This window comes from Aliterella sp. E5.1, assembly GCF_057473825.1.
The window spans coordinates 1-24,814 of the sequence record NZ_JBYCCV010000060.1 but is presented as its reverse complement, the minus strand read 5'-3'; the positions used below and the strand labels follow the sequence as shown (position 1 = coordinate 24,814).

Genomic DNA, 24,814 nt, shown 5'->3' with positions numbered 1-24,814 from the left:
GACGAAAGCTCCCATCAGGCATACTGAAATCACATCGCCAGCCATGTTCACTCAAAGCTGGCAATAATAAAAATCCTTTGTAATCCTCGCCTAGTGGAGCATTATCGACAACTCCTAAAGACACTTGAGCGATCTCTTTCAATACTGTAGTAGCAGAAATCAACTGTAAAGGCTCATTGACTTCGAGCATTAATCCCTCAATCCAAACCTGTCCTAGAGGCAGTAGCTTCTTGCCTCTAAGACCACGAGTCATCCGCGCTAACTCCTCAAATTTTCTCAACCACTCCAGTGTTTTGCTGGGAATATCGTCACTGACGCGGTATTGCTTAGGACGACCTTGCCCTTTTATTGCATTACTTTTCTCCAGTGCGCGTAAATGAAGTTGCACTGTACTTTTTCCTAATCCAGTCTTTTGAGCTATGTCAGTGCTATTAACCGAGTCAAAATCGGCAATGTACCAATAGACTTCAGCACAGCTTATCGGGAATTTGATTTCGGTCATTTTGTTTCTTCCTTAAACGTATCATTTTTGTAGTATGAATGCAATAAATAGTGCATAAGCGTGAGGTGATCACTTACTCGACCCCGCCTACGATGGCGAACCGACAGCATTGTGTCAAAAACTTAGCCGAGGGGAAGTGATACCTTTGACAGTCAAGGGAACAACTATCGCCGATAGGACAGCTAACCCAAAGGCGATCGCCTAGTTTCTAGGGGGTCTACAATAATTTAGTTGAAACCAGAGTTAATCTTGTGGAAACCAATCAACTTGACCTGTTTGCTGGCGTTGCAATTCCTAGAAGTGGCAGCAAACCAAAAAGCCTAAGCATGGATGCGGCTGCATTGATGGAGTGGAAGGCAAAAATTGCAGCACATCAGCAACGAACGAAGGAAAATCAGCTTGTGCAGGGAACTTTGTTTGAGGTGGTCAAGACGCACGTTGACCCTGACGAGATAGACCCTTTTCACCTCCGCCTATGCCCAATGTCATTTTATCGCCTGCCAACAGATAGCCCAGGGGATGCGTGTATATATTTTGTGTTAGATAGTGCGGCTGGGTTAATCTTGTATGTTGGAGAAACCAGCCGAAGTAACAGACGATGGAAAGGAACCCACGACTGCAAAAGGTATTTAGACAAATACCAAAGTCTGCATTACCAACACAGGCTTTCATGTGCAGTTAATATGGCGTTCTGGTGGGATGTACCTGCGGTGGCAATGGCTAGAAAGCAGATAGAGTTAGGGTTGATTGAAAAATGGCGATCGCCGTTTAATAAAGAAAATTGGTTTTTATGGAGTACACCATTTGTTTAGACAGTTTTTACTTTTCATTTGCTATAGACGCAAGATTAATCATTCTAAGTTTTAATATTTGTGCGAAATCAACTCTAGTGCTGGTGGCAGTTTGAGTATTTGCAGGTGGGCGTATTCCGAGTAATAGGTTGAGAGTAAATGTCATAGTCAAGGCTAATATTAGTTTCTGAAGCATCGCTTACCTGTCCCTGTTTAATCTGTACTATTTTGTGACAATAGCGTAGATCAACTTATAAACAGGTTGATGAGAAATAACAGCCACAGACTCTACTAATTTTGTATCTAAAAAGCGCTGAAACACAAATTGCTAAGATTTATTTGTAATTAATTGTTAGAGGCTCACTTTATTGAAAAAGTAAAATGTAAGGTAATTATTTAAACGTTAATTAACAATTCAATTGTAATAATTATTTAACACTTTAAAGTTTTATGTATTTAAACTTGTTAACAGCTTGTATTGTTATAGATTAATTTTGTTTTTCATTAATAGCTCTGGAAAGCAAGTAGATTCAAAAGCCTATGAATAATGATTTTTCCTGTACGATTTATTTTGACGGAGCTACTAGACCCACTAATCCAGGGCAGTGTGCTTGCGGGGTAGTAGTAGATATGTGCAGTGGTGACAGTATAACGTTTAGTCAAACTTTAGACTGGCAAACTAACAATTTTGCGGAATATTCTGGATTAATACTTGGTTGTAAAAAAGCATTAGAGTTAGGTTGTGAGCGAGTTCTATTTAAAGGTGACTCGCAATTAGTGGTAGAGCAGATAAATAATTTGCTTCCAGTGAAATCGGATAATTTAAAACCTTTATATGAACAAGCAATAAGCTTATTAGAACAGTTTAATTTTTTCAAAATTGAGTGGATTCCTCGTAATCAAAATGAACGGGCGGATGCTGTTGCTGGTTTAGCTCTACCAAAACTACAGCATCCAACGTTGCTCCTTGAGAACTTACCTTTAAATCTGCCCACAGTTACTCCTATTTCTAGCTTGAAAGATAAGATTTTGAAATTGATTGCTAAAGGCGAAGATGCTCAATTATATGATTATCTTTCTTTAAAGTCAGGAAAAGATGAATTTACTGCAAAACGGTTGCCTACATTACTTAAACTTATTCCTAACCAAGTTAAAGAAGCAATTGCATCTCAAATAAAGGAAGAAGAAGATGAAAAGTTTTTATGTACTTGTTATAGGTGGTATCTACGTGGGCTACCTGTTCAGTTTGCTCTTAGAAAAGCGCGCGTATATAAAGAACAACAAGATTCATTCCGCGAACAATCAAAGGTAGTAAGTAAACCAATCGATAATTTTCAAACAGAGTTGATTGATTGCTACTGTATTAACTGCGGTCGAGAATGGAGAGAATTATTCAAGGAAAGTGAATGTAGAGTCGTTTGTCAAGATTGTGATAGCAATCATATTTTACAAGAAAAAGCTTTGGAGAAAAACGACGTTTAGAAATAAGCAATCCGTCTTGTGGTAAATTAGCTCAAATTGAGTCATCCATCCAACCACACGCACAATCCCAATGAACCCGCCCTTGATAGTCTTGGTTGAAACTAGCGCTACAACTTGGACACCTGCCAGTGAACATTGGGTGATGCTCTAATAGCCACAACTGTTCTTCTCGTGTCCTTTGGTTCTTAGGTTGCAAAATTAATTCGCCATTGTAGTGACTAGCCCCTTCTGGCTGCCACTGCTCCTCATCAGAGTTTAAGCTAAAAGGGTTGCTAAACGGCTCCTGGTTGTTTGAATCCTCCACCTGTTGCAGCAAATTAAGGAAATCTACAAATTTTCCATTTCCTGCCTCTGGATTTTCTTGAAAGTCAGGGCAGTTGTAGCTATTTTGTCTATCAGGATGAACCGCGCAAATCAGATATTGATTGTGGGAATAATAGAGGCAGTGATCGCAATCGGGAATTTTGGACATAGAAAATTATTTACCTAGATTATCACTTTACCAATGTAGCTATTAAAGAATTTAATATGTGTTAATGCACTAACCAACAATTGTCTTTAATTACCGTGTTTACTTAAATGTGAAGCTGCCTTATTAAGCTTTAATATTTCCTCAAACAAAGGGTCGCCAAAGCTCATAAATCGCACTGATAGCTTGGCATCAAAAACTTCTGGGAAAAAAGTAACGGTATGTTGCTTACCTTGAAAAGTAAGCTGCCAAACGCGATGGCAAGATGCCTCAAAAATAGCACCCTTAGACTTCACTAAACTTGAGGTAGTAAATAGCTGCTCGATTTGCTCTGCTGTAAAAGGTGTTGGAGGTATAGGTTTACGAATTTCTGCTAAATCAGCCTCAACATCTATCGCTACTATATCTTCTATAGCCAATCCCGAAGGCGGCGTATCTAAAATAGATTCAAACTGAGATAGCAATACATCTTCTTCTTCGGGATCAGCGCTCATAACTGCCTGCTCAATAAAGGTGGGAACCTGCGCCAAAATTGGTTGCAAGTTACCAACAACAGAAGTGAAAGCACTGATGCGATCGCGCAATTTGCGATAAACCTTTGCTTCCACCGTCCCATCGTAGTAAAAGTTATGAATTGTCACCGTAGGATAAACTTGCCCAATCCGGTCAATGCGTCCAATTCGTTGTTCTACTCGCATCGGATTCCAAGGCAAATCGTAGTTGAACAACACGCCGCAAGTTTGTAAGTTTAATCCCTCGCTAGCAGACTCGGTGCAGAGCAATACCTTAATCTCCCCATCACGAAAACGGCGCTTGATATCTTCTTTAGCTATAACCTGCCAAACACCATCAATACATAGTTCGCCGCCGCGCCCAGAATAACAACCAACAAAGCTACCGTAGAGTTGTTGCAATGTAGAACGCAGATAGTCCATCGTATCTGTGTACTGAGTAAAGACAATCGCGCTTTCACGATTCGTTAATTCTTGGCGCAGCGTGGTTATAAAATGCGAAAGCTTAGTATCCTCTCCGGTATTCTCAAACTGGCGCAACAAGTCTTCAAGGTACTGGATTTCTTGGGGGTCTACAGGTTCAAGGTAAGCTTCTAGTCCAGTAATTACCGCATCATCCGCTTCTTCAAAGTCTGCCAGGTCGTCGCTAGTAATGCTGCTACCATGCTGAGAAATAAAGGTATCTAACCGCCGTTGCAAAGATTCGCGGATGGCATAGAAAGAACTTGTTAAACGTTTGCGGTAGAGGGTCATCAAAAATCCCAAGGCTTTGCGATTTTGTTTCTGTGCTAAACGATAGAAATGGCGGACGTAATCGCTGACAGCAATATAAAGGGGAATCTCTCGTAAGGGTTCAAGAGAAATAGCATTATCTTGAACTTGTCTTTGGGGAACATCATTTTTGAGCAAGCCTAATTTGTAATACTGCCGCAAAGTTTCGCGGGTATGGCGAAACATTAGGTCTTTGAGGGGCGTATTAACAGTTAAGTATTGCTTTGAAGCCTGAATAAATGGCTTATTCTCAACAATTTGGCGATGATTAACAAGTTTTCCCCCCTGCTGCCATACATCCCTCATTTGATAGGATAGTAAGCGATCGCATTTTTCTAAATGTTGCTGTAATTTAGGGCAAGGTTTGCCGCCCTGTCTAAAGTAGTCAACAGACATGGTTTGCCAAAAGTCGAGGGCTTGATTGGTAGCGGGACTTGTAAGAGAAGCAAAGTAATCACAAAACCCGTCGCCGTACTGCCAACGTCCTCGCAAACCCAATAAATGCAGTAAGTCAAAAACTTCAATCGGGTCAATTTGCATAGGTGTAGCAGATAGCAAGATGAGACTCTGGGTCTTCTCCTTGAGTTGTCGCATCAGTTCTAGTAGGCGATTGGGTGTATCTTTACGAGCTTGGGGACTTTTGCGACGGGCATGATGTGCTTCATCAAGAATTACCAAGTCCCAATTCTCAGCTTGGAGTAATTCTTGCATTCGCTCTTGACGGCGGACTAGATGACTAGAAGCCAACACTAAGTTTTGGTTATTCCAGGGATTACCTGTAGCTGAAGTAGTTTGTTTAAATGGATCTTTAAATTCACCTTGGCTGTAACTCCAAAAGTGGAGGTTGAATTTTTCGCGTAGTTCCTCCTGCCATTGGGGTTGGACGCTTGCTGGGGCAAGGATTAATACTCGTTTTACTTTCTGAGAAACAATCAAGTAGCGCAGAATCAGCCCAGTTTCAATTGTTTTACCCAATCCAACTTCGTCAGCAATCAAAAAGCTGCTAGGAAATGATTGAGCAACGCGGCGGAGAATTTTAATTTGATGGAACCAGGGACTGATGGGAATAGATTTGAGGCAGAAGTCAAGGCAGCCTGGGTGTTGGTACAAATTTGCAAGTTGGTTAAACGTTCGGCGCTCTTGCTCTAAAGCCTCAGAACTTGCTATAACTTTTGTTGGTGTCGGTGGCTCAGGTTTTACTGGTATTGGTTCTGGCTCAAACTCAAATTGGCGGTTCCAGCTTGGTTTAGTTATGGGCGCATACTGCAACAGTTTTTGCTTGACTGCTTCTGGTACTTCAAACACGCGGACGTTGGGCAATTGGTTGTGCCAAAGTTGCTCGAAACGGCTAACTTCTTCTTGGACGCGCTCTAAATCACGATCGCCATCCCAGGAACAAAAGACATGGAACGATTCAACGTTTGCTTCCCAGCCCCCAATAGATTCATTATTAGAGCCATGAAATACCAATTGGTCGCCCTGGCTATCGGTGAAGATGCCTACTTTTTCGTGAAAGATGCGATCTCGGTCTAATACGCGATCGCCTAACTGATTGTTGTCATCGTGTTTAAGCGGAATAGCGATTTGGATATCCAAGTAGCCAGCTTTAATTAACCAACTGAGGATTTCAAACTGTTTGAGTTCGACAAAGTTTGCTGGCGGCTTTAGTTCGCTGTCCAAACGAGCGGCAAGAGCCTCTTTGAGTTCATAGCCTTGTTGAATAGCCGCCAAGTCTTCAGGCGTAAATTGGCAGCCCATAATTAATCGAATGCGCCCTTCATGGTGCAGCATTGCTCCTAAACCGCGAGATACTTTAGCTAAGATGGTGCTGTTAAAAAAGCCAGACTTGCGATCATACTGGGTAGCACGTTCTAAAGCAGGGATGTAGAAATCAGCAACAGGATTATTGGTGTCGCTGGAGTAACTAATACGCCAAGTGCGATCGCGCAGAGCAGGGTTTATCACGAAGTTGACCAGTCTTTTGTAATATGTGATCGCTTAATCTTCGTCATTCGTCTCAATGCCTAAATCTAAAGTTTGTTGAGTAAAATCCAATTCCAGTTCCGGCTGCACGTAAACTACTTTAGCTTTGATTTCATCCATTGCTAACCATAGGTCTGCTAGAGCTTTTTCCTCTGGAATCCGTTTGCGTTCATCTCTAATTCTGGGGATAACTTTTAAAGTGACTTCAATAGCTTTCATAAACAAGTCATTACTAACTAACCCTGTTGCTTTCATAAAGCGGCGTACCGATTGAACGCTCTGTTCTTCCAGGTAGAGAGTAATAATTGCGTGTAACCCGTCCACTAGATAGCGATTAGAAAACTCGCCTTCATTAAGAGTAAAACCACGTTTTTTAAAGCGTTGCTGGGGAGAGAGTAGCTTACAAGTACCGCTAGTGGAATCAAGGAGCTTGTGGGTTTTAGCTAAGTCGGCAACGTTGAAGCCACCGATGGCTAGTGCTAGTTGTCTAGCCTCATCAAAGGGGAACTCACGGGCTTTAAAGGCATCCCAGGCAAGGATATACCACTGGGTCAGAGGGTCAAATCCTGCGGTATCAGTATGAGCTAGTTTGCGGAAACGGTAATTGGCGATCGCTTTTCTTGCTTCAGTAAATGCTTCATCGGGGTGGACTACGCGACCGGAGCTATCAAGCACGGGCCACGACTGACTAAATACGTTGAGGGCAGGACCAAAGGCGCTGAGGTATAGATCAATGCCTTTAATATCATTTGCTTCAAATTCTGGGGCGCGTTGTTCGACTAGGTTAGCTACTTGGGGGCGTAAGTCATCCCACCAGGCTTGTCCAGCGTTGGGATCGCGTTTACGGCAGACGAGTAGAACGGTACTTGCTACGGAGTTCTTTTGAGCCTGGTGTAAGTTTTGGGGGTTTTCGGTACTTACAGACCAAGAGGCAGTAATTTCAAATCCAGCTTCAATTAGGGATTTGGCTAGAGTATCCCAGGCTCCAGAATCTTTATGGTTGAATTGCACGGTCATCACGCCATCATCCCGGAGGACTCGGTAGTATTCGGCGAACGCTAGAGACATTTTTGCTTCGTAGTCGGCGTTGGCTAATACGTCGGGAGATATGCCCATGTTGCGGAAGCGGGAGGGGTTGGCGACGGCTTCGCGGTCTTTGTCGGTGAGTTCTGAGCAAAAGAGATCGGGGAGAATGTCGCCAAGGGTGCGTTTTAGCCAGACGTAGAAAAAGTCAGAAAGTTCAGCATATTGAATAGTGGAATAATATGGCGGATCTGTAACGACAGCATCAACAGATTTGTCAGGAATATGAGTTAAGTTATCGGCTGATGCTAAGTTGATTTGAATTAATTTGGGACTTTTTTGTTCAATCCTTGGGATGTTTATAGAACTTGGTTTAGTATCAAATAAATAACATAAGTTTGTATAGATATCTGTGGCATCTCCCTTGCAAGATTTCCAGAGTTCTTTGGCTCCATTTACTTCTGGATAATTCCACATAATGTTTAATGCGTGCATTCCAGAGCCGGTTCTATATGAAGCACGACTTGCATCCCACATAGATAGTCTACAGTTTTTATCTATGCAGCGACTCATAACTAAAGCCAAATAAGTTGAAATGGCTTCTACTTCCTCTTGCTCATACTCAGCCTGAATTAGTGCTTTTGCTTCACTGATAATTTCTACATAGGTTACAAGTGTTAAAAGCTGACGAGGATTGAATACTTCTGCCCATGTTTCCATTCCATAAAGTCTTAATCTTGTATCTCTTGTAACAGGTGGTAAGCTTTCAATTGGGCAATGAACGCTATCTAAAATATTTTGATTTTGTATAAATTTCTCAACATTCTGAGTAGCTTTAAAGTCTAATTCCGTAGGTAAGCGAAATTCTAAGCTGTTAGCTCCCTTTCGATAGGCAACTGCATATAATTGATGACCAATACACTGGGATTTTCCAGCTTGCATAACAAAATCATTTTCAATAACACGGCTGCAATTAATACACTTACCTACACCTCGATTCATAGTAGCTACTGTCTCTGGATCGTACTCGCTATCAGCAGTTTGAATTGTTGTCCCTTTTCCCTTCTTGCCTCTAATTAATTCAAAGTCAACCCGCTTATTTTCTGGGTTAGGAATTGGTTTAACTGCACACCATTTATGTAAATTCTGCTTTTCTGGGCGCTTATATAACCACCAATTCGGACTCAACGGCACAATCGACTCACAATTAGGACAAACTACCGTATGCGCCCAAAGGTAATTCTGCACTGTTTCCCCGGTCGGTGATGGGAAAAACTCAGCCAATCGCTTCGCCGCTTCATCACCTACCCACTTCACCCATTTATCAATATCCACCTGTAAATCTGGTCCAAACTTTAGCGGATATTCCATCGCCGCTTTCATCGTTACAACTGCAACCGGATTAAGATCGGAGGCAAGTACGTTTAACCCATACCGCGCTGCTTCAAACGGGATACTCCCACCGCCAGCAAAGGCATCCAAAACAGTAGGAGTCCGCTTGCCCCACATCTGTTCGCACAAATCCTGAACCTTACGAATCCGCTCTGGGCTAGGAGGAGTTTTGTACAGCTTCACATCTTTCCCCGGCTCTAGCCCCAACAAATACTCAAATTCTTCCATTGTTACGCTGGCTGGTAGCAGCGAACCAAGTACGCTGGCTCGACTAAATGACAACGGCTTACGAGAGTACCAACGATGCAACCTTTTAAATGGGTTTCCCCCATGTTCATAGTACACCTGCTCGTTTAGCAGCTTCACAGGCATAATCTTCTCAATAAATACAGGCTTACGCTTAGGGTGTCCCTTGTGTTGCTCTGAGCTTGTCAAAGGGAGCGCCGCCGAAAGGCTAATATCAGACATCTTAATCTCCTAGTAGTACGCGAATTGCCTTCAAAGCTGCACGGCGCTTGCCGTTAGAAACCTTGGCAAACCAATAATGGGCTTCTTCATTGCTCATGGCGGTAATGCCATTGCTGATATTAGAAATGCGTTCTGGCTTAGAAAGTGGTTGCACGGCTTGGAATAGCAGCGCTAAACTCACCCCCGATTGCTCGTCCAACAGATAAGGCGCTTGCCGCTTGTAGCTTAGTGTTTTGGGATCGTGGTTGTTAGCTTTCAAGCAAGTGTAAATAGACTGTCTCGTTTGCACCAACACATCGCCTTTAAGCCGCCCAATTTTTTTAGCCGCCGGACGCTTTTTCTCGCCAGCTTTTTTGTAGGCACATTGATACAGTTCTAGAGCAAAGTCATTATTAGTAGTTGCTATGACTCGTAGTTGAAATTCTTGCATCAGTAGTTCACCTTGGCGATTAAATTCATCCGTTCTACAGGGTTGCGACCAAAAGCTTTAGTTATCTCAATGATTTCGTTGCCTTGAGGCTGTATAGGTGTGGCAAATTCAAACACCAGTTTCAGCGTTACATTTGCCTGCGACTCTGGGTTATTGAGCAGAGCATTAGTAGGAGTAAAGAAACTTTGAAAACCCTTGAATGAGCCTTGATACTCCAAGCGCACAAACTGATCACCTGCTTGAATTGTTGCCGTCTGGTCAATGAGCATCGTGAAGCGAGTAAGTAATGGCAAGACAGTACCAATCTTGCGGTAGTCCATAACTTGCCCTACCGAGACTTCTAAGGCAGTAATTGCTTTAACCTTATGGTCGGAGATGCGATCGCTTAGGCTAGTAAATACGCTCTTAGGAGTACCGTCTAGCTCAAAGCTTTCAGGGTTGGGAATGGGATCGATTATTGTGCCACCGCCAGATCCATTACCTGTACCTGTTGAAATTGCTAGTTTGGTTTCTTTAACTGCTGTTTCGCCATTACCGTAGTTAGCGATCGCTTTAAAAGAAGTAGTTTGACAAATCTCTACTTCCCATTCATCGCTCGGTCTAAAGTCGCCACTTACCTGTACGCCATTTTGATAGAGGGTAACTGTTAGCGCTCCCTTAGCTTTCCAGCGGACCCGGACAATTTGGGTATTCCCTATATCAGAGAGAATCTGGGCGCTAAGTTCAATTTCTTTTGGTACGGGCGGAATGAGAATACCGCGCCGATAGAGTTGCATCCGCTCGGAGAACTCGATGCTTTCTGGTAGGGTAAGTTGATTATCATTAGTCTTGATGAACAAGCGATCGCCAAACTTTAAATCCCACTGCCCTGAAGACAACCCTTGACGGATGGTATCTCGCAGTTTAGATAATTCCGCATCTAGCAAGATATTCAAGTTCAAATCTTTAGCAAAAGCTTCTTTTAAACTCTTTGTTGTCCAATGGTCTAAACCTGCAAGCCATACTTTTTGCAGAACATAAGCAGGTGCATAAGCCGCCGCTTCTTCGGAGCGAATCTTTTGACAATCCTTGAGAGCTTTCAAAATTGTACTTTGCTGATTGCTATTGCCACCCCTAACATCACTAGATTCTTGAGCAGGTAATGTATAGTGCATTAAACCTGTAGGAGCTTTAACCTGGTCGCTGGCTGGATAAAATAAGTGGCGGTAAGCATTAGTTAGAGCTACTCGCACATCTAAGTCCATTTTTCCAGCTTTTTCTCTTAAATCCTTTTGCTGGCTTTCCGATAAATCGTCCAAGCGATTAGGGTTGCTGAGAATATTTTTGATAGCTTTGTATTCTCTAGCTTTATCTGTTGCCACTTCTAGCCCTTGTTTGTTAGCTAGGAGAAACAGTAAGCGGTTGCGGAATACTCTAAACTTGCCAGACTCGCCCGTATTATTAAAAATCTGCCTGATTACGGACGGTGGCTCATCAGTAGAAGCTGTGACCATATCCTCGTTGAAATCAATTACGCACAAAGCCACGTAATTAGGATCGTCATCTACATCGTGCGCTCCTTCAGGTGCAGAAACGAGGGTAAAAAATTTATTAGCAAAAATAGTATCCCGGCGCGATCTCAAATCTTCTTTAGCTTCGCTTACTCCCACCAGTTCCTTTTCTTCAGCAATAATCTTGTTTATTGATGGTTCTTCTTTAAACCTGGCAATGGTAGTTATGGGGTCATCTTCTAAATGCCAAGCAACACTTGTTAGTTTTTCTAAAGCCCGTTCGACAAAACCATTTTCAAGTCCTGGCGCAAGCATTGATAAATTTAATTCCGTCCGCCGGATACCTGCGGCAATCCCTTGAGGCAGAGAATGTAAAAAGATAGTCCGACCTACCCAAGTTGAAAAAGGTGGTTTACCCGCATCCAGCCATTCTTTATCCTGACCTTGAGCGTGTGCCTCTCTACCATCCTTGTTATAGATGTCAGCTTGAATAGGTAAACGCATCAACGGGCGTTGTAAGCGTGATGTTAAGTCATTAGTTATTTCCGAGTTTAAGCCAACGGGGATGTGATGGGGGTGGATTAAATAGAGATGACTGGGGCGTACTTTCCATAGGTGGCGGATTAAGTAAGCAAAAAGGCGCAGCGCCCCTCTAGTGCGTTGAAATTCAGGAATTGAGGCAATCTTTTTAGTTAGGAGGTCAAATAACTCTGGGTGGAAGGGGTAGCTCGATTCCATCGCCTGGACATAACGGGCATCCTTGCAACCTTCTGGTAATGAAGTACGGCTGTTGCGGTAGGTATTCAAATACTCTTTAGCAGCGTTTTCGGCAGCTTCTTGACTGACACTAGCAAACAAGCGCTGCTTGACGATGTTGTAAATTTCTACATCAGAACTGGGGCTAAGTACCCGATCTTGCCTTGCGGAAGCTTGGATAATTTCGTGTAACTCGGTAGTTTCTTCGCCAAAGGTATCGGAAGCTGAGGCGAGGGAGTAGACGAATACTAAATTACTTGTAGCCGCCGCCAAATCCATTAGGGAAAATAAAAAAGCTACTACTTGTTTTGCTAAATCACTGTTACCTACTACCATTGCCTTCGCCGCCCGGAAGTAGCGAGAAATTTCATCGAGGACAATTAAAGTTGGTTGTCCATTAGTCAGTCGCTCCATAACCGAAGTGCCGGGACTAACTCTCTGCTCATCCGAGCCTCGCAGTAACTTGTAACCTTCAACACCGCCAATTTGGTAGGCAATTTCGCCCCAAAGCGTGTAAGTAGTGATGCCAGTTTCAGCATGGTAGACTCCATTAACCGGATCTAAGTCGTGACAAGCGATCGCGGCGATTTGGATTGGTTGGTGGGGGATAGAAGTGATATCGGCAAAGCGCTCTAGTCCCTGAATGTGCCTACCTTGCTTGCAGATATGCCATAGGGCAATCTCGTCGTGGGTTTTACCGCCACCAAAGCTAGTTTCTAAGCGAATGATTGGCGAACCACTGCCTGTTTTGCAAAGACGACTAAATACTTCTTTAATGAGGGTTTTTAAGCCGTCAGTGGGGAAAGTATTCGCAAAAAATATGTTTGGGTCTTGATAGACTTGGGGGGCTTTGCCTTCAACAACTAAACTCAATTTGGCGGCAAATAAATCTAGAGAAAGTTCGCCTGATAATATTTCCTCTCTAGGAATGCAGGCATGAAAAATCGAGGGTAATCCCATAATCAAAGTTATTTGTAATGTTTAAGTAAGTAAATTAGTTAAAATTAGTTAAGGTAATAAAAAAAATTTGCTACTACCCAATAAAGTATTTACTATTTAATCTTGCTAGGTTTTAATAGCAAAAATTAGTCATTAGTTTAGTTAGCAATATATTTGCCGCGCAACTCCTGACCGCGATCTCCCATTTCCGTTAACATCGCCTCAATCTTCTGAATAGCCATAGGTGAGGGCTTCCCGCGCAGGTTTTCCCAACGGTTTAATGTGGAGTAAGTAACTCCCAAATGTAGAGCTAGTAACTCCCAAATGTAGAGCTAGTTGTTCTTGGGTTAGACCAACGTGCGCTCTCATTTTGCGGATTAATTCGGATGCTTCTGGCTGTTTTATAATTAGAGGTTTGGTGACGACCATTTAATTTTAGTAGTGTGGAATAAGCTGTTCTATTCACAACATCGTATTCGGATAATCGCCTAGAGAGAAGTGTAATGATACGGATTAATATAGGGATTAATTTATTGTCGCGCGGATTGATATTAGTGTAATTACTCAGGGGTGCGGTCAAAAGTAGTTGGTAAACGGGTAGCGTTCAAGCCAACTAGAAATACCTAGTGTTTGCAGTGTTAAAGAGAGCTAATTGTTGAGTATATCCTTGGAATTGATATTGAATCGACATGAATAACTAAAATAGTTACATTAGTATTTATGCTTAGAAGTAATTGTGTTTAACGTTCCGGTTGAGCGGTATTAGATCGACATAGCGATCAAAAAAAGACTTTTAACTGTCCGCTCCAACCGAGTTGTTATTTCATTCTCTACGCTCGATAGATCCATTCAATCATTGGATGCAGAGCAATCTCATTTGTGTTTCTCCATGAACACGAATGACAAATTTTTGTTCATCTTTTGGGTCTTGAAGATTTCATATCCAATCCGCTTGTAAAGTTGAATATTGCGTTCGCTTTTATCTCCAGTGAACAATTCAAAACGCTGCACTTGCTCAAAGCATAATTCAATTTGATTCATTAATGCTGTTCCAATGCCTTGCCTTTGACGATCGGGATGAACAATTAGCCGTTCGACATAGCAAGTATCTCTTGCTTGATATCCTCTGACTGAGCCTATAACTCTGTCTTCAATTTGCACTTTCAAGAAAACTTTGCCAGCAAAATCACTTTTCAACTCATCTAGAGTCTGTATCAATGGCGGGATGCGAAAGTCTCCGTACAATTGCGCTTCGCTCTGATATGCCAGCTTTTGCAATTCGAGAATAAATACAGCATCTTGAAGAGAGGCTTGTGTAATATTCTTCATTATTTCAGAGTATCCCTTTCTAAAACGGCGACTGCGGGCGGCATAACGTAGCGGGTTCGGTTGACCAACAGGTTAGGCGGTACTCGGCTCATACCTGGTTAGCCCATTGAGCTTTATCCCAACGGGAACAAACTGCCACCCCAGCGCTTTGGCAGCGACGGCATCCCAGTGTCCGTCTCCATAGTAGGTAACGGTTTTAAAGATGCCATTCAGTTCCTGGAGCGCGTGAAGCATTATTTTCTCTCTCTGAAAATGGTCATCGGAGGTGGCGAGCGGGACACCCGTCACAGGAAAGCCTGAGAGCGACAGTTTTAGTAGTGCCGATCCACGCCAACCGCCTGTTGCGTAGGCAATTCGATGCGTGGTCGAATTGTGCAGACTCTGCACAAAGTTCCTCGCGCCCGACATCTCTGCGAACGGACCGTGTTCAGAGACATGACGACGGACACTTTCAACAAAGTGATCTCGAACTGCGGACACTCTCTCTGATGTTGCGTCTATAGCGTTGTCATTCAGAATCTCGGACAAGATACCAGATGCGGTGAATTGTGTATACATCCCCCAGGACGGACGCAAGCTGACATCGCCAAGTACAGCGCGGACTGATGCTAAGTACAGCGCGTCGTCATTTGCGTCGGACTGCAAGAGCGTGCCGTCTATGTCGAAAATCGTTGCTTCCACTTTTGTGCCGCCTAACTATGTGTATAGACTGATTCTTTTCGCATAAACTTCCAATTTTAGGTGTTAGACCGAGAATGAGCGGCATAACATTCCGATTAAGAGTCTTAATCGGAATTTCTCCTTTTTGGCTCCAAGCTCTGCAAGCTCTGCTAAAAGCATTGACATGACTAAAAATCCTATCCTGTGTAGGAGTTTGTTGATTATTTTACCCTTGTTCCTGCGCCTTCTTATCTAAATTTGGCTCTCCCTCCCACAGTGCTTGAAACAGCATTTGGCTAATTGTTTGAACAACATCAGTGTAGTCAGGATTTGTAGCAATAATCATAGCAGTGTCAGTAGTTGCTCAAAATTCCTTTTTTCACACTGCCATACAAAGAAGCAGTTTTATCCTCCAGGTTTTAATAAGAGCAACTTTACCCTACGACCAACTACTTTTGACCGCACCCATTACTCAGGGGTGTGGTCAAAAGTAGTTGGTAGGAATAACGAAAAGCTGGACTGTGGACAGTTAGCAAGGTAAAAGCGCTTCTTTTTATGGCAGTGTCATTAAAAGAACTAGGAAATGACAACCGACATCGCTATGAAAACTGGATATACAGACCTTATCTTTGAAATGAGCAATACCTTGTGCCAAGCAGTATTACAACGAGAACCAGACTTAGCTCAAAGAGTACATGAACTTGATGGTGAAGTAAATAAGATACTGCGGCGGTTAGGATTAGTTACGGTATCGCTAATGTTAGCCCAATTAAGTGACCAAGTAACGCTTGAGGCTAAGAAGAAAGGTTTAACTATACACCGAGCCAAACGAATTAAATACTCATCTTTGTTTGGAGTGGTCGAAATACTATCTCCCTACTTGCGGAACAAAAATACTAATAGTGGCGCACGACCAGTCAAAGAGCAACTGAAAATTGAGCATGGCGGTCGCTCCATTGCAGTACAACGAGCCATGTCCGATTTTGGCGCAGAAGAATCTTTTGGGCAAGCGGCTAAACGCTTTCAAGAACATTATGGCTGGACTATGGATAGAGCGGCGGTGCGCCGAGAAGTAGAAAAAACTGCTGTATTGGCACAGGAATATGTAGAAAAGCGGCTGGATGCAACAAGCGGTGATTATTTGCAGCCACTCGTAACTAGACCAGGGGTAGCACAAATATTAGTGGAACTAGATGGAAGCCATCTTCGTACAGGTAAAAAGATGATACTAGAGGGAGTCGAACTTACTCCAAAGAGACAGTTGCAAAAATGCCAACGACAAATTGATTGGCGTGAGGTAAGAGTAGGATTAGCTCGTCCACTTCAGGAGTTAAAAAACAGGACTTATGTAGCGCGAATGGGCTTTTATCCAGAGTTAGTCAGGCATTTAGTGAGTGCGGCTATTGTTCAAGGAATGTCCGTCCGAACACAAGTAATTGCCGTAGCTGATGGTGGCAATGGATTACGTGAGGCGCTGCAACAGCAGTTTCCACGCATGACATTTATTTTAGATCGTCCACACCTCAAACAACATCTTTATGCAGGCGCAGAGGCGATAGGACTAACTGGAAGTGTGCGGCATTCTTGGGTAAGTGACAAGCTACAACTAATTGATCTCAGGGATAATTCATCTAAGAAAGAAAAAGTATTAGAATGATTGGATAAATGAGTTGGGGGCTAGAGAGGGGAAGCAACTTAATCCAGTCACTGCAGAACATTAGAGATTTCCGTGCAGTACATGGTAGACGTTATCCACTATGGCTAATCATGCTGCGGGTCATCATGGGAATAATGAGTGGTTGTAGCAGCTATCACGCATTAGAAGACTTTGGAGTACGTCACTATGAAGCATTGTGCGAGAAATTAGGGTTAACGCTGAACCGACTACCATCAGACACGACGTTTCGGCGTGTCCTACAAAAATTAGATTTTGCCTTGTTAGCGCAGCAGTTTGAGCAGTGGGCAAAGGATAATATGAATATGGAGCCAGGTGAGGGGATAGCGATTGATGGCAAAAGTATCAAAAGCACAGTGGGTCAAAGTGATACAGGCTACCACTCCTTCGTGAATATGGTTTCAGTTTATAGCCAACGGCAAGGTGTAGTGTTAGCTCTGCAAGCATTTGAGTCCAAAAGTACCAGTGAATTAAAGGTAGTGCAGAAACTGCTCGAAGCATTGGCGCTGCAAGATGTGGTGGTGACACTGGATGCCTTGCACTGCCAAAAAAACTACACAGTTAATTGTTGAGCATGGCAACGATTATGTGATTACCGTCAAGGGTAATCAACCCAAGCTATTTCACCAACTACAAGCCACTTGCGGAGAAAATCAGCCTCCTCTCGCGGTTTACTGATGTTGAAAAATCCCGTAACCGTGTCACCTGCCGCATCGTCAGTGTATTCGATGACATCAGTAAAATTGACAGCGACTGGTCAGGGATTAACCGCCTTGTCCAAGTAGACCGGATTGGCATTCGTCAAGGGCAGGCATACCAACAAACTAATTATTACATCAGTTCTTTAACTGCTTCTGCTGCCCACTTTGCTCAAATTATTCGCGGACACTGGGGGATTGAAAACCGCTTGCATTGGGTTAAAGATGTCGTGTTCCAAGAAGATACATTACCCTTGAAACATCACAATGCTGCTAGTAATTGGTCGTTGCTCCGCAATATCGTTATTAATCTTGCTCGTCAACACGGCTATGATTCCCTGACTAAGGCTCAACGATTTCTCTCCCATAATATCCCTCAACTATTTTCCCTTCTGCAATGAATTATCCCTGCTAATTGATCTAGGTTTAGTTAAACTAGCTATTTGGCAACTGAATAACTATTGGGGTCAGGGCAAAAAGCGCATTGCTAACTTAGCACAGTACCTTCAACGATTCTCTGATGCTGTGAGTTATGAAAAATTTATTTCTCTTGGTTTACCGATTGGTTCAGGAGAAGTCGAGAGCGCCCATCTTTACATTCCTCAAAAGCGTTTGAAAATTCCTGGAGCAACATGGCATCCAGATATAATAAATCCTATGCTGGCTTTAAGAATTATTCGGGCTAATGATTGGTGGTCAGATTTCTGGACTACAAAGGCAAATCACGTCAAAGTTACATAGATATCTGATTCGCACTAAGCACATTATCCTTCAAAAGTTGAATTGAAGAGGTTGTGGTTTACCAATACCATAGCCTTGGGCATAATCCACGCCAAGGGCTGCGATCTTCTCCAAGATAGTATCATTCTCAACAAACTCCGCAATAGTTTGAATCCCCATGGCATGACCGACTTGGTTAATTGCTTTTGTCAGCGCTAAATCTGTTGGATCGTCAACAATATCTTTGATGAATTCGCCATCAATTTTTAAATAATCCACGGGCAGATTTTTGAGATAAGCAAAGGAGGACATACCACTACCAAAGTCATCTAGAGCGAAGCGACAACCAAGCTGCTTCAGTTTGCAAATCAGCTTACCAGCCTTGCTTAAATTAGTAATAGCAACAGTTTCAGTAATTTCAAAGCAAATTACTTGGGGGGGGACGGAGTACAAGGTGAACTGTTGCTCCAAAAAGTCAATAAAAGAGTCGTCATTGATACTTGCCCCGGAGAGGTTAATTGCGTACATAGTCGAACAGCATAGTTCTAGGCAACATTGCCCAGCGTCCTGACAATACTGGTCAAGGCTAGCAAAGAACGTACTGATTACCCAACGGTCAATCAGATGCATTAAGTTATAACGTTCCGCCGCCGGAATAAACGCCATTGGCGGCACTATCTTACCCGTTTCATCCTGGAGACGCAGCAGAATTTCGTAATGCTTTTTTTGTGACAGTGATAGAGCTAAGGGGACGATTGGTTGAGAATAAAGGCAGAAAGAATTGGACTGCAAAGCTTCATTCAGCCGCGATACCCACTGCATTTGACCGTGGTTAGTTACTAAATCTTGATCGTCAGCTTGATAGAGGTGTACGCGATTACGCCCAGCATTCTTAGCCGCGTAGCAAGCCATATCGGCAGCACTCAAAACGTCAGACAAGTTTAAGGTATCAGCATCAATCACAACTAAACCAATACTGACTCCAATAGTAAAAGTTTTGTCTTGCCAGATAAATCGAAATTCTTGGAGGCTTTGACGCAGCGCATGGGCAATACGCATTGACTGAACTAGAGGACAATGATTAAGCAATAGACCAAATTCATCGCCGCCCAAACGGGCTAGAGTATCGGTGGCACGCACCTGCTTTTGGAGCAGATCTGTAACTTGACATAGTAGTTCATCTCCCGCGGCATGACCGCAAGTATCATTAACAATCTTGAACTGGTCTAAATCTAGAAAACACAATGAATGTTGTTGATTATGAGTTTGAGCATCGCTGAGTACCTGTTCCAAACACTGCTCAAATTCCCATCGATTTATTAATCCTGTCAAGCCGTCATGGCGACTCTGCCAAGCTAAACGCTGCTCGCTCTCCCGTAGAGCAACTTCCGCTCGCTTCCGCTCAACGATCTCTTCTTGCAGCAGCGCATTCGCAGCTTCTAATTCTCTGGTTCGTTCTCTGACTCGGATTTCTAACTCATCGTGCGCTTTAAAGAGCGCTAACTCTGCCTGCTTCCGCTCAGTAATATCTATGCCCGTGCCAATGATATATATAGGCGCACCTTGATTGTCTAAAAGAGCCGTATTCGACCAAGCAATTAATCGGCGCTCACCATGCCGCGTTAACCAGTAGTTTTCATACTGATTAGGAAACTGACCTGCGGAGAGTTTTTGGAAAGCAGCTTTAACCTGCTCCACCTCTTGCTCTATTAATAACAAGTCCCAAAAACACTTGCCTCTGACTTCATCAAATGAGTAATCGGTTGTTTGCTGGCAACCACGGTTGAAGCGAACAATCCTCCCCTGAGTGTCGAGAACCACTACTAAAGCCATAGCTGTATTTAGGATAGCAGCAGTAAAAGCGTTCTCTTGCTCTAGTGTTATCTCTATTGGTTGGCGCTCAGTATTTTTAATGAGTGTATCGAAACTATCTGTGGCTAAACCTGTGATATTATCGAATGATTTTTCTAGAAAACTATCGAGAATCTTACACTCGCACAAACCTGTTCGCCTCGCTCAAATCTGTTAGTTTACAAAAATTTCATCACACTTAGATTCTCCTTCAGTGGCTATAAAAGTGCATACAGTAGCATTACGGAAAAATGCGGCAGTGTTCTTAGACAATATTGAGGGTTGTCTTAGTTTGTAAGTAAATCTACGCCCTATTTAATACTGATACCAGAGTACCCACCTTCGGCTACGAGCTTAAGACCTTTTGTTGCGCCATGCTCAAGCCAGGTTATAGCGGTTCGCACTTGAGTGCAGTACACCTTAAGCATGACCTCACAGTAATTAAATCCTAAAGCTGTACTTTATCGGAATGAGAACTGCTGTAAGTGCGTCGTGTTGCCTATATTAAATTAGGACTTACGCACTCAGCCCGATTAGCAGCTCAACAAGAGGACTCTCAGCCTTTGTGGGAATGCTCAGCTGCGTTTAAAACGACGGAATTTCGTTTCAATGCCTAAGTCTTCTAAACATCAACTATTCTGACCAACCACTTTTGACCATACCCATTACTCAGGGTGTAATAAAATAACCATAAACGTTTATGGAATTATGGCTTGGCATAACCGCTATATCAACTCCATCTCCAACGCTGGCTTGCGTCTGACCATCGAGTTCAAACGCCGAGATTTGCTGTGGAAGTCACCTTTGCCCATAATCAATCCTCAGACTGGAGAAGAAGTGACTTTGCCGCTCCGTCTCTCAGAAACCGTATGGGTTAGTCCCAACGTGTTAGATATCCTCAAACGGGAAACTGCTCTTGTTGAAGTAGAAATTGAAACAATCGCCCTAGGTGGCACTAAGCACACCTCGAAGCAGGCTGTAGAAAAATTGGTATGGCACTTAAGAGCGCCCCAAGAATTTTTCCCTAAAAAAGAGGAAGAATACAGCGAAGAACATTCACTTAGCAAAAGTCTTAGCACGGGAGGTACAGTCATAGGAGAAGAAGAAGGATTTATCGCTGTCAACAAGCGCTCTAGCGTGAGCATCAATAGCTTGGTCTATCGTTTGGCTGTAGGTATGAAAGGATCGGACGCAGACGCAACTAGGTATATAGGAGAACTAGCTGCCGATGCTTGGGAGCGGGACAACGAACGCGCGGTCAAACTCTACAAGCTGGTGATTAAATCTAAGGAAGGTTACGTGCTAGACGAGGAGATACCTAAAGCATTGAAAGCAAGTGCTAGTGTCGGGCAAACAGTAGAATCAGCAGTATTGCGGAGCGCTTGTTTGTGGCTGGGAATCGACCCGAATCAGCCGCTCAAGCGTCATAGGGGAAGACCGAGAACGCGATCGCGCGATGAGGACGGCAATGCCACGAACGCTGGAGAAGTAATCGAACTTACTTTGCAAGCTGATGAAACAGTTACAGGCAAGCTGATTGCTGATTTTCAAGGATTAGTTAAAAACACAAATTTAGCCACTTTGACTTTAGGTAAGCTTGCAGAGATGCTTGTGGCATTGCGCGATCGAGAATTAGCAGTAGATGCGGAACTATTAGAAGCTTATTTAGAGGCAGTAGACGCAGATTGGCGTACCAAGGTTGCCCAAGAGATTGGTTTAGAAGATAATAGCGATGAAAAGACTAATCCTTGGACAATTTTAGGGTTAACTCCTGGTGCATCAATAGAGGAAGTGAAAAAAGCCTACCGAAAAATTATGCGGCAAGTTCACCCGGACACATCAGGATTGCCGCAATGGTACGCGCAAACAGTCAACGACGCTTACCGTAAATTATTGGAGGAATTAGATAATGCCTGAAGATAAGAAAAACCTGCCAGCAAAGAGAGTTAGTTCTGGGTTTCTAGACAAGGTGCGCTCCAGTAAAGCAATGTCTGCTACTCCTAAGCAAGAAATTCTCACTAAAGCGATCGCACATCAACAACGTCCCCGATTACTATTTGCAATGGATGCAACAGCTAGCCGGGAAGCCTGCTGGAATGTTGCTAAAGAAATTACAGGAGCAATGTTTGAAGCCGTGCCTGGAGAATTAGATGTAGCTCTTGCTTACCATAGCGGCGGACGGCTGCAAGAGATGACACCTTTTTCATCAGAGGCTAGAGCTTTTTTGGACAAAGTACAGGCTGTACGTTGCTCGGCGGGTAGGACAGCACTGAATGAAATCCTAGATAAAGCCGCCCAAGCGCCGAGAATCAAAGCTTTAATTTACATCGGCGATTGCTTTGAGGAAAATTCACAGGAAGCTGTAGAAATTGCTCAACAGCTTAAGTTAAAGGGTGTTCGTTGTTTTATTTTCCATGATAGTAGCTCTCAATCGCAGGGCTACGATACTAAAGCTGCACTGGCAACATTTGAACAAATTACTCGGATTACAGGTGGTGCAATTTTGCCTTTTGATGAAACTTCGCCGGACTTGGTTAGAGAGTTGTTGGCGGCGATCGCACTTTACGCTGCTCAAGGTATCAAAGCACTCCAACGGCAAACTAAGCTATTACCTGCTGCTCGTTTATTGCTGGAGCAGATGAAGTAATAGGAACAAAGAGTTTTCAACCTGAATGCGTTTGGCTAGAATTAAATAAATCCATAAACGTTTATGGATTTATAGTAGGATGTGAGCGCTGCGCTTGACTAGATAAACTGAAAATTGCTAATTTTGTTGCTGCTAACCATCTGCGAAACTGGTTCGCTCACTGCTGCTACTGTGCCTCATAAGACTGAAAACTGCTGTAACCCTCATTTGTCACTTTCGGGAAAGTAAAATATGGAAGCTGCTAGGCATAGGGATTTTAGTAAAGTCGCTCCAAATTAAGTCATTTGTTAGGAAATTAGGATTGAAAGCCATACAGTTCAGAGGTTTTCAAGCTTTAGTTCGCTTTTTCCTTGCCCAGAGTGACAAATCAGGGTTACTACCGCCACCTACGAAATAAGGAAAATTGATTACGATGGATTGCCCCATTGGCTTAATTTGTGAATATTTCGAGTGCCGCCCGTCGGTCTGTGCTGATTATGCTTTTCCCATGCCCTTGCCTTTTATATTTTGGGATATAAATTCTCTATATCCCATAGGGACTTTAGTTAGTTGGCTCCCACTGTTTCAAGAAAAACCAGACTGCCAAGATCCGGACGACTTGGGCTGGTGGTATGAAGAAGATCAGATAGATTCTTACAACGGTTGGATTGAAAGAGTGCGCCATATGATGAAAGAAGGCGGGTGGCACGGCTACTGCAATTTGCCTTACAGATATTGCGAGAGCCAACAAGCGTTAGAAGTCACGGAAATTCAACCTCTTGAAGGTGACGATTATATTTTTGATGCTGGACGTATCTTAGACTCCTTTCAAAAGGTACAGGGAGTGGGGTTTGAGAAGATAGATCGGGGTTTTTACCCCGCATTGCCTATTAATCAAAAATTTCCGCCTAGAAAAGAAGATTATTCAGATGATATTAGGCTTGATGGCTTTTGCTACTATCGCCTTGAATTTTACGAGTGGGATGTTGATTTAAGAGAAGCCGACCTTATCAAAAAACAAGTTAAAACCCCTGAATAATCTTAGACAGCACTAGATGACTTTTGGGGTAAATAAATCGTCTACCTTAAAACACGAAGGTGCAGGAGTCATTACATTCCTGCTTTTCCTTCCCTTGGCTAGTAAGAGTAAGTTTTAATATTGTTTCTATATCTGGCTGCACAGGAGGAACAACTCAGACTCTTACCCCAAATTAAGTTGCGCTCAAGGACAGGTTTTATATGCTTCCATTTGCACAAACATTCCCAGTAGGCGTTTGAGTAGCAAGTGATACTGTTGGTTAACTTAACAATCAATTGTTAGGACGAAGAAGGGCGAATCGGGATACTCGTGTCTGAGCAAAAGGTATATCATCAAGCCAAGCCACCATCCGCACAAAATTAATAGCCGTTGCTGTAAGAATATGCTGTAGTTGAACTTTGGCCAAACCTTGATAACGGGCTTTCCGTAAACCGAAGGCTCTAACCCCCTGAGAAATAGTTCCTTCTACTCCTGCTCTGGTCTGATAAATTTCCTTCCAGGCGGGAGTTTCTTGTTGAATTCTTTGGGATTGAAGCAGTTCATGCTCGTTCTGTTGGCGTAGAGTTAGCCTTCGGGCTGCCGTCTTTGAGTGAGTACACAAAGCCCGACTTGGACAGAGTAAGCAAGTCTTTCTAGGAAAAGAAACCCGAATTACGGAATTGCCCCATTGATCCTGACACACGAATCCATTTTTTGAGGCTTTTTTTCCCTTGAGGACAGGTTACTCGTTTGGTGTTCCAATTAATTTGAAATTGGCTAAGGTCATAGGTCTCTGAGGTTTTGGACTGCCAACTCGCATTAGGACGCATGGGACCAATAATTTTTACCCCGTAATCCTTCTGACTCTTGAGCAATAGAGTTGCATCAACATAACCAGCGTCTACAAGATGCTCGTCAGGAAGTAAAGCTTTCGCCTTTAAGGATTGATGAATAAGTTCCGTCTGGTCAACATCGGCGTGATTAGCTGGAGTTGTTTCTACATTAGTGATGAGATGAACTCGCTCTTGATCACAGGTTTCTGTAAGATGAACTTTGTAGCCAGTCCAAGTCGTAGTGCGTTTGTTGCCATAACGAGCATCTGTACCATTTTCTTTTTAAGCTGCCGCAGATAAACTGGTATTTGAAGTGTTCAAAATAGAGGTATGGCTGGGGTATTCAAGCTCAAGATTACTGAGACAAAGTCCGAACTAAAAACCCTGCTGGGTCAG

19 protein-coding genes and 1 pseudogene are annotated in these 24,814 nt (G+C 43.1%); 9 read left to right on the top strand and 11 right to left on the bottom strand.

Features of this window, described 5'->3' with window-relative positions; genetic code table 11:
- Positions 1-502 (bottom strand): hypothetical protein (locus tag AC2VE5_RS17065; protein ID WP_486888919.1); only part of this gene is annotated, 502 nt, incomplete at its 3' end.
- A 251-nt stretch (positions 503-753) separates the two neighbouring features.
- Here AC2VE5_RS17065 and AC2VE5_RS17060 point away from each other — a divergent pair.
- Both AC2VE5_RS17060 and AC2VE5_RS17055 read left to right on the top strand, forming a co-directional pair.
- Positions 754-1,314 carry a GIY-YIG nuclease family protein gene (locus tag AC2VE5_RS17060; protein WP_486888918.1) on the top strand — a complete coding sequence of 187 codons (561 nt, stop codon included), beginning with the start codon at positions 754-756 and terminating at the stop codon, positions 1,312-1,314.
- Positions 1,315-1,833: 519 nt separating this feature from the next.
- Positions 1,834-2,775 carry a ribonuclease HI family protein gene (locus AC2VE5_RS17055; RefSeq protein ID WP_486888917.1) on the top strand — a complete coding sequence of 314 codons (942 nt, stop codon included), beginning with the start codon at positions 1,834-1,836 and terminating at the stop codon, positions 2,773-2,775.
- Positions 2,776-2,806: 31 nt separating this feature from the next.
- Here the strand turns inward: AC2VE5_RS17055 and AC2VE5_RS17050 are convergent, their stop codons facing one another.
- From AC2VE5_RS17050 to AC2VE5_RS17015, 8 genes are all read right to left on the bottom strand, one after another.
- Complete coding sequence (locus AC2VE5_RS17050) at positions 2,807-3,247, bottom strand: hypothetical protein (RefSeq protein WP_486888916.1); 441 nt, start codon at positions 3,245-3,247, stop codon at positions 2,807-2,809.
- An 86-nt stretch (positions 3,248-3,333) separates the two neighbouring features.
- Complete coding sequence (locus tag AC2VE5_RS17045) at positions 3,334-6,489, bottom strand: DEAD/DEAH box helicase (protein WP_486888922.1); 3,156 nt, start codon at positions 6,487-6,489, stop codon at positions 3,334-3,336.
- Between the two features lie 36 nt (positions 6,490-6,525).
- Positions 6,526-9,297, bottom strand: a complete 2,772-nt coding sequence (locus tag AC2VE5_RS17040; protein WP_486888921.1) for a DUF1156 domain-containing protein — start codon at positions 9,295-9,297, stop codon at positions 6,526-6,528.
- A gap of 97 nt (positions 9,298-9,394) precedes the next feature.
- On the bottom strand, positions 9,395-9,823 hold the full coding sequence (locus AC2VE5_RS17035) for a DUF7680 family protein (RefSeq protein ID WP_486888915.1): 429 nt from the start codon (positions 9,821-9,823) through the stop codon (positions 9,395-9,397).
- Entirely contained in the window at positions 9,823-13,029 is a 3,207-nt protein-coding gene (locus AC2VE5_RS17030) for an ATP-binding protein (RefSeq protein ID WP_486888914.1), read from the bottom strand. Before AC2VE5_RS17030 ends, AC2VE5_RS17035 begins: the two co-directional genes overlap by 1 nt.
- A gap of 137 nt (positions 13,030-13,166) precedes the next feature.
- The gene (locus AC2VE5_RS17025; protein ID WP_486888913.1) at positions 13,167-13,310 is read right to left on the bottom strand and encodes a helix-turn-helix domain-containing protein; all 144 of its coding nucleotides are present in this window, start codon (positions 13,308-13,310) and stop codon (positions 13,167-13,169) included.
- A 571-nt stretch (positions 13,311-13,881) separates the two neighbouring features.
- On the bottom strand, positions 13,882-14,337 hold the full coding sequence (locus AC2VE5_RS17020) for a GNAT family N-acetyltransferase (RefSeq protein WP_486888912.1): 456 nt from the start codon (positions 14,335-14,337) through the stop codon (positions 13,882-13,884).
- 72 nt (positions 14,338-14,409) lie between these two features.
- On the bottom strand, positions 14,410-15,018 hold the full coding sequence (locus AC2VE5_RS17015) for an HAD family hydrolase (RefSeq protein WP_486888911.1): 609 nt from the start codon (positions 15,016-15,018) through the stop codon (positions 14,410-14,412).
- A 562-nt stretch (positions 15,019-15,580) separates the two neighbouring features.
- On the opposite strand from AC2VE5_RS17015, the gene AC2VE5_RS17010 reads away from it, so the two are divergent.
- The 4 genes from AC2VE5_RS17010 (at position 15,581) to AC2VE5_RS16995 (ending at position 18,111) form a co-directional block, all read left to right on the top strand.
- The gene (locus tag AC2VE5_RS17010) at positions 15,581-16,654 is read left to right on the top strand and encodes a UPF0236 family transposase-like protein (RefSeq protein WP_486888910.1); all 1,074 of its coding nucleotides are present in this window, start codon (positions 15,581-15,583) and stop codon (positions 16,652-16,654) included.
- A gap of 8 nt (positions 16,655-16,662) precedes the next feature.
- Positions 16,663-17,244: an ISAs1 family transposase gene (locus AC2VE5_RS17005; RefSeq protein ID WP_486888909.1), complete on the top strand. Its 582-nt coding sequence runs from the start codon at positions 16,663-16,665 to the stop codon at positions 17,242-17,244.
- Positions 17,245-17,279: 35 nt separating this feature from the next.
- Positions 17,280-17,771, top strand: coding sequence for an ISAs1 family transposase (locus tag AC2VE5_RS17000; RefSeq protein ID WP_486888920.1), 492 nt, complete (start codon positions 17,280-17,282; stop codon positions 17,769-17,771).
- Between the two features lie 124 nt (positions 17,772-17,895).
- Positions 17,896-18,111, top strand: a complete 216-nt coding sequence (locus AC2VE5_RS16995) for a hypothetical protein (RefSeq protein WP_486888908.1) — start codon at positions 17,896-17,898, stop codon at positions 18,109-18,111.
- A 30-nt stretch (positions 18,112-18,141) separates the two neighbouring features.
- Here AC2VE5_RS16995 and AC2VE5_RS16990 read toward each other — a convergent pair whose 3' ends face one another.
- Positions 18,142-20,091 carry an EAL domain-containing protein gene (locus AC2VE5_RS16990; RefSeq protein WP_486888907.1) on the bottom strand — a complete coding sequence of 650 codons (1,950 nt, stop codon included), beginning with the start codon at positions 20,089-20,091 and terminating at the stop codon, positions 18,142-18,144.
- A gap of 558 nt (positions 20,092-20,649) precedes the next feature.
- Here AC2VE5_RS16990 and AC2VE5_RS16985 point away from each other — a divergent pair.
- From AC2VE5_RS16985 to AC2VE5_RS16975, 3 genes are all read left to right on the top strand, one after another.
- Positions 20,650-21,858: a J domain-containing protein gene (locus AC2VE5_RS16985; protein WP_486888906.1), complete on the top strand. Its 1,209-nt coding sequence runs from the start codon at positions 20,650-20,652 to the stop codon at positions 21,856-21,858.
- Entirely contained in the window at positions 21,851-22,588 is a 738-nt protein-coding gene (locus AC2VE5_RS16980) for a hypothetical protein (RefSeq protein WP_486888905.1), read from the top strand. The genes AC2VE5_RS16985 and AC2VE5_RS16980 overlap by 8 nt, the downstream gene beginning before the upstream one ends.
- Positions 22,589-23,000: 412 nt before the next feature.
- A complete protein-coding gene (locus AC2VE5_RS16975; protein WP_486888904.1) occupies positions 23,001-23,606 on the top strand; it encodes a hypothetical protein in 606 nt (201 codons plus the stop codon).
- Between the two features lie 271 nt (positions 23,607-23,877).
- Here AC2VE5_RS16975 and AC2VE5_RS16970 read toward each other — a convergent pair.
- A pseudogene (locus AC2VE5_RS16970) lies at positions 23,878-24,685 on the bottom strand (transposase); the annotation flags it as partial.
- Positions 24,686-24,814: the final 129 nt, after the last annotated feature.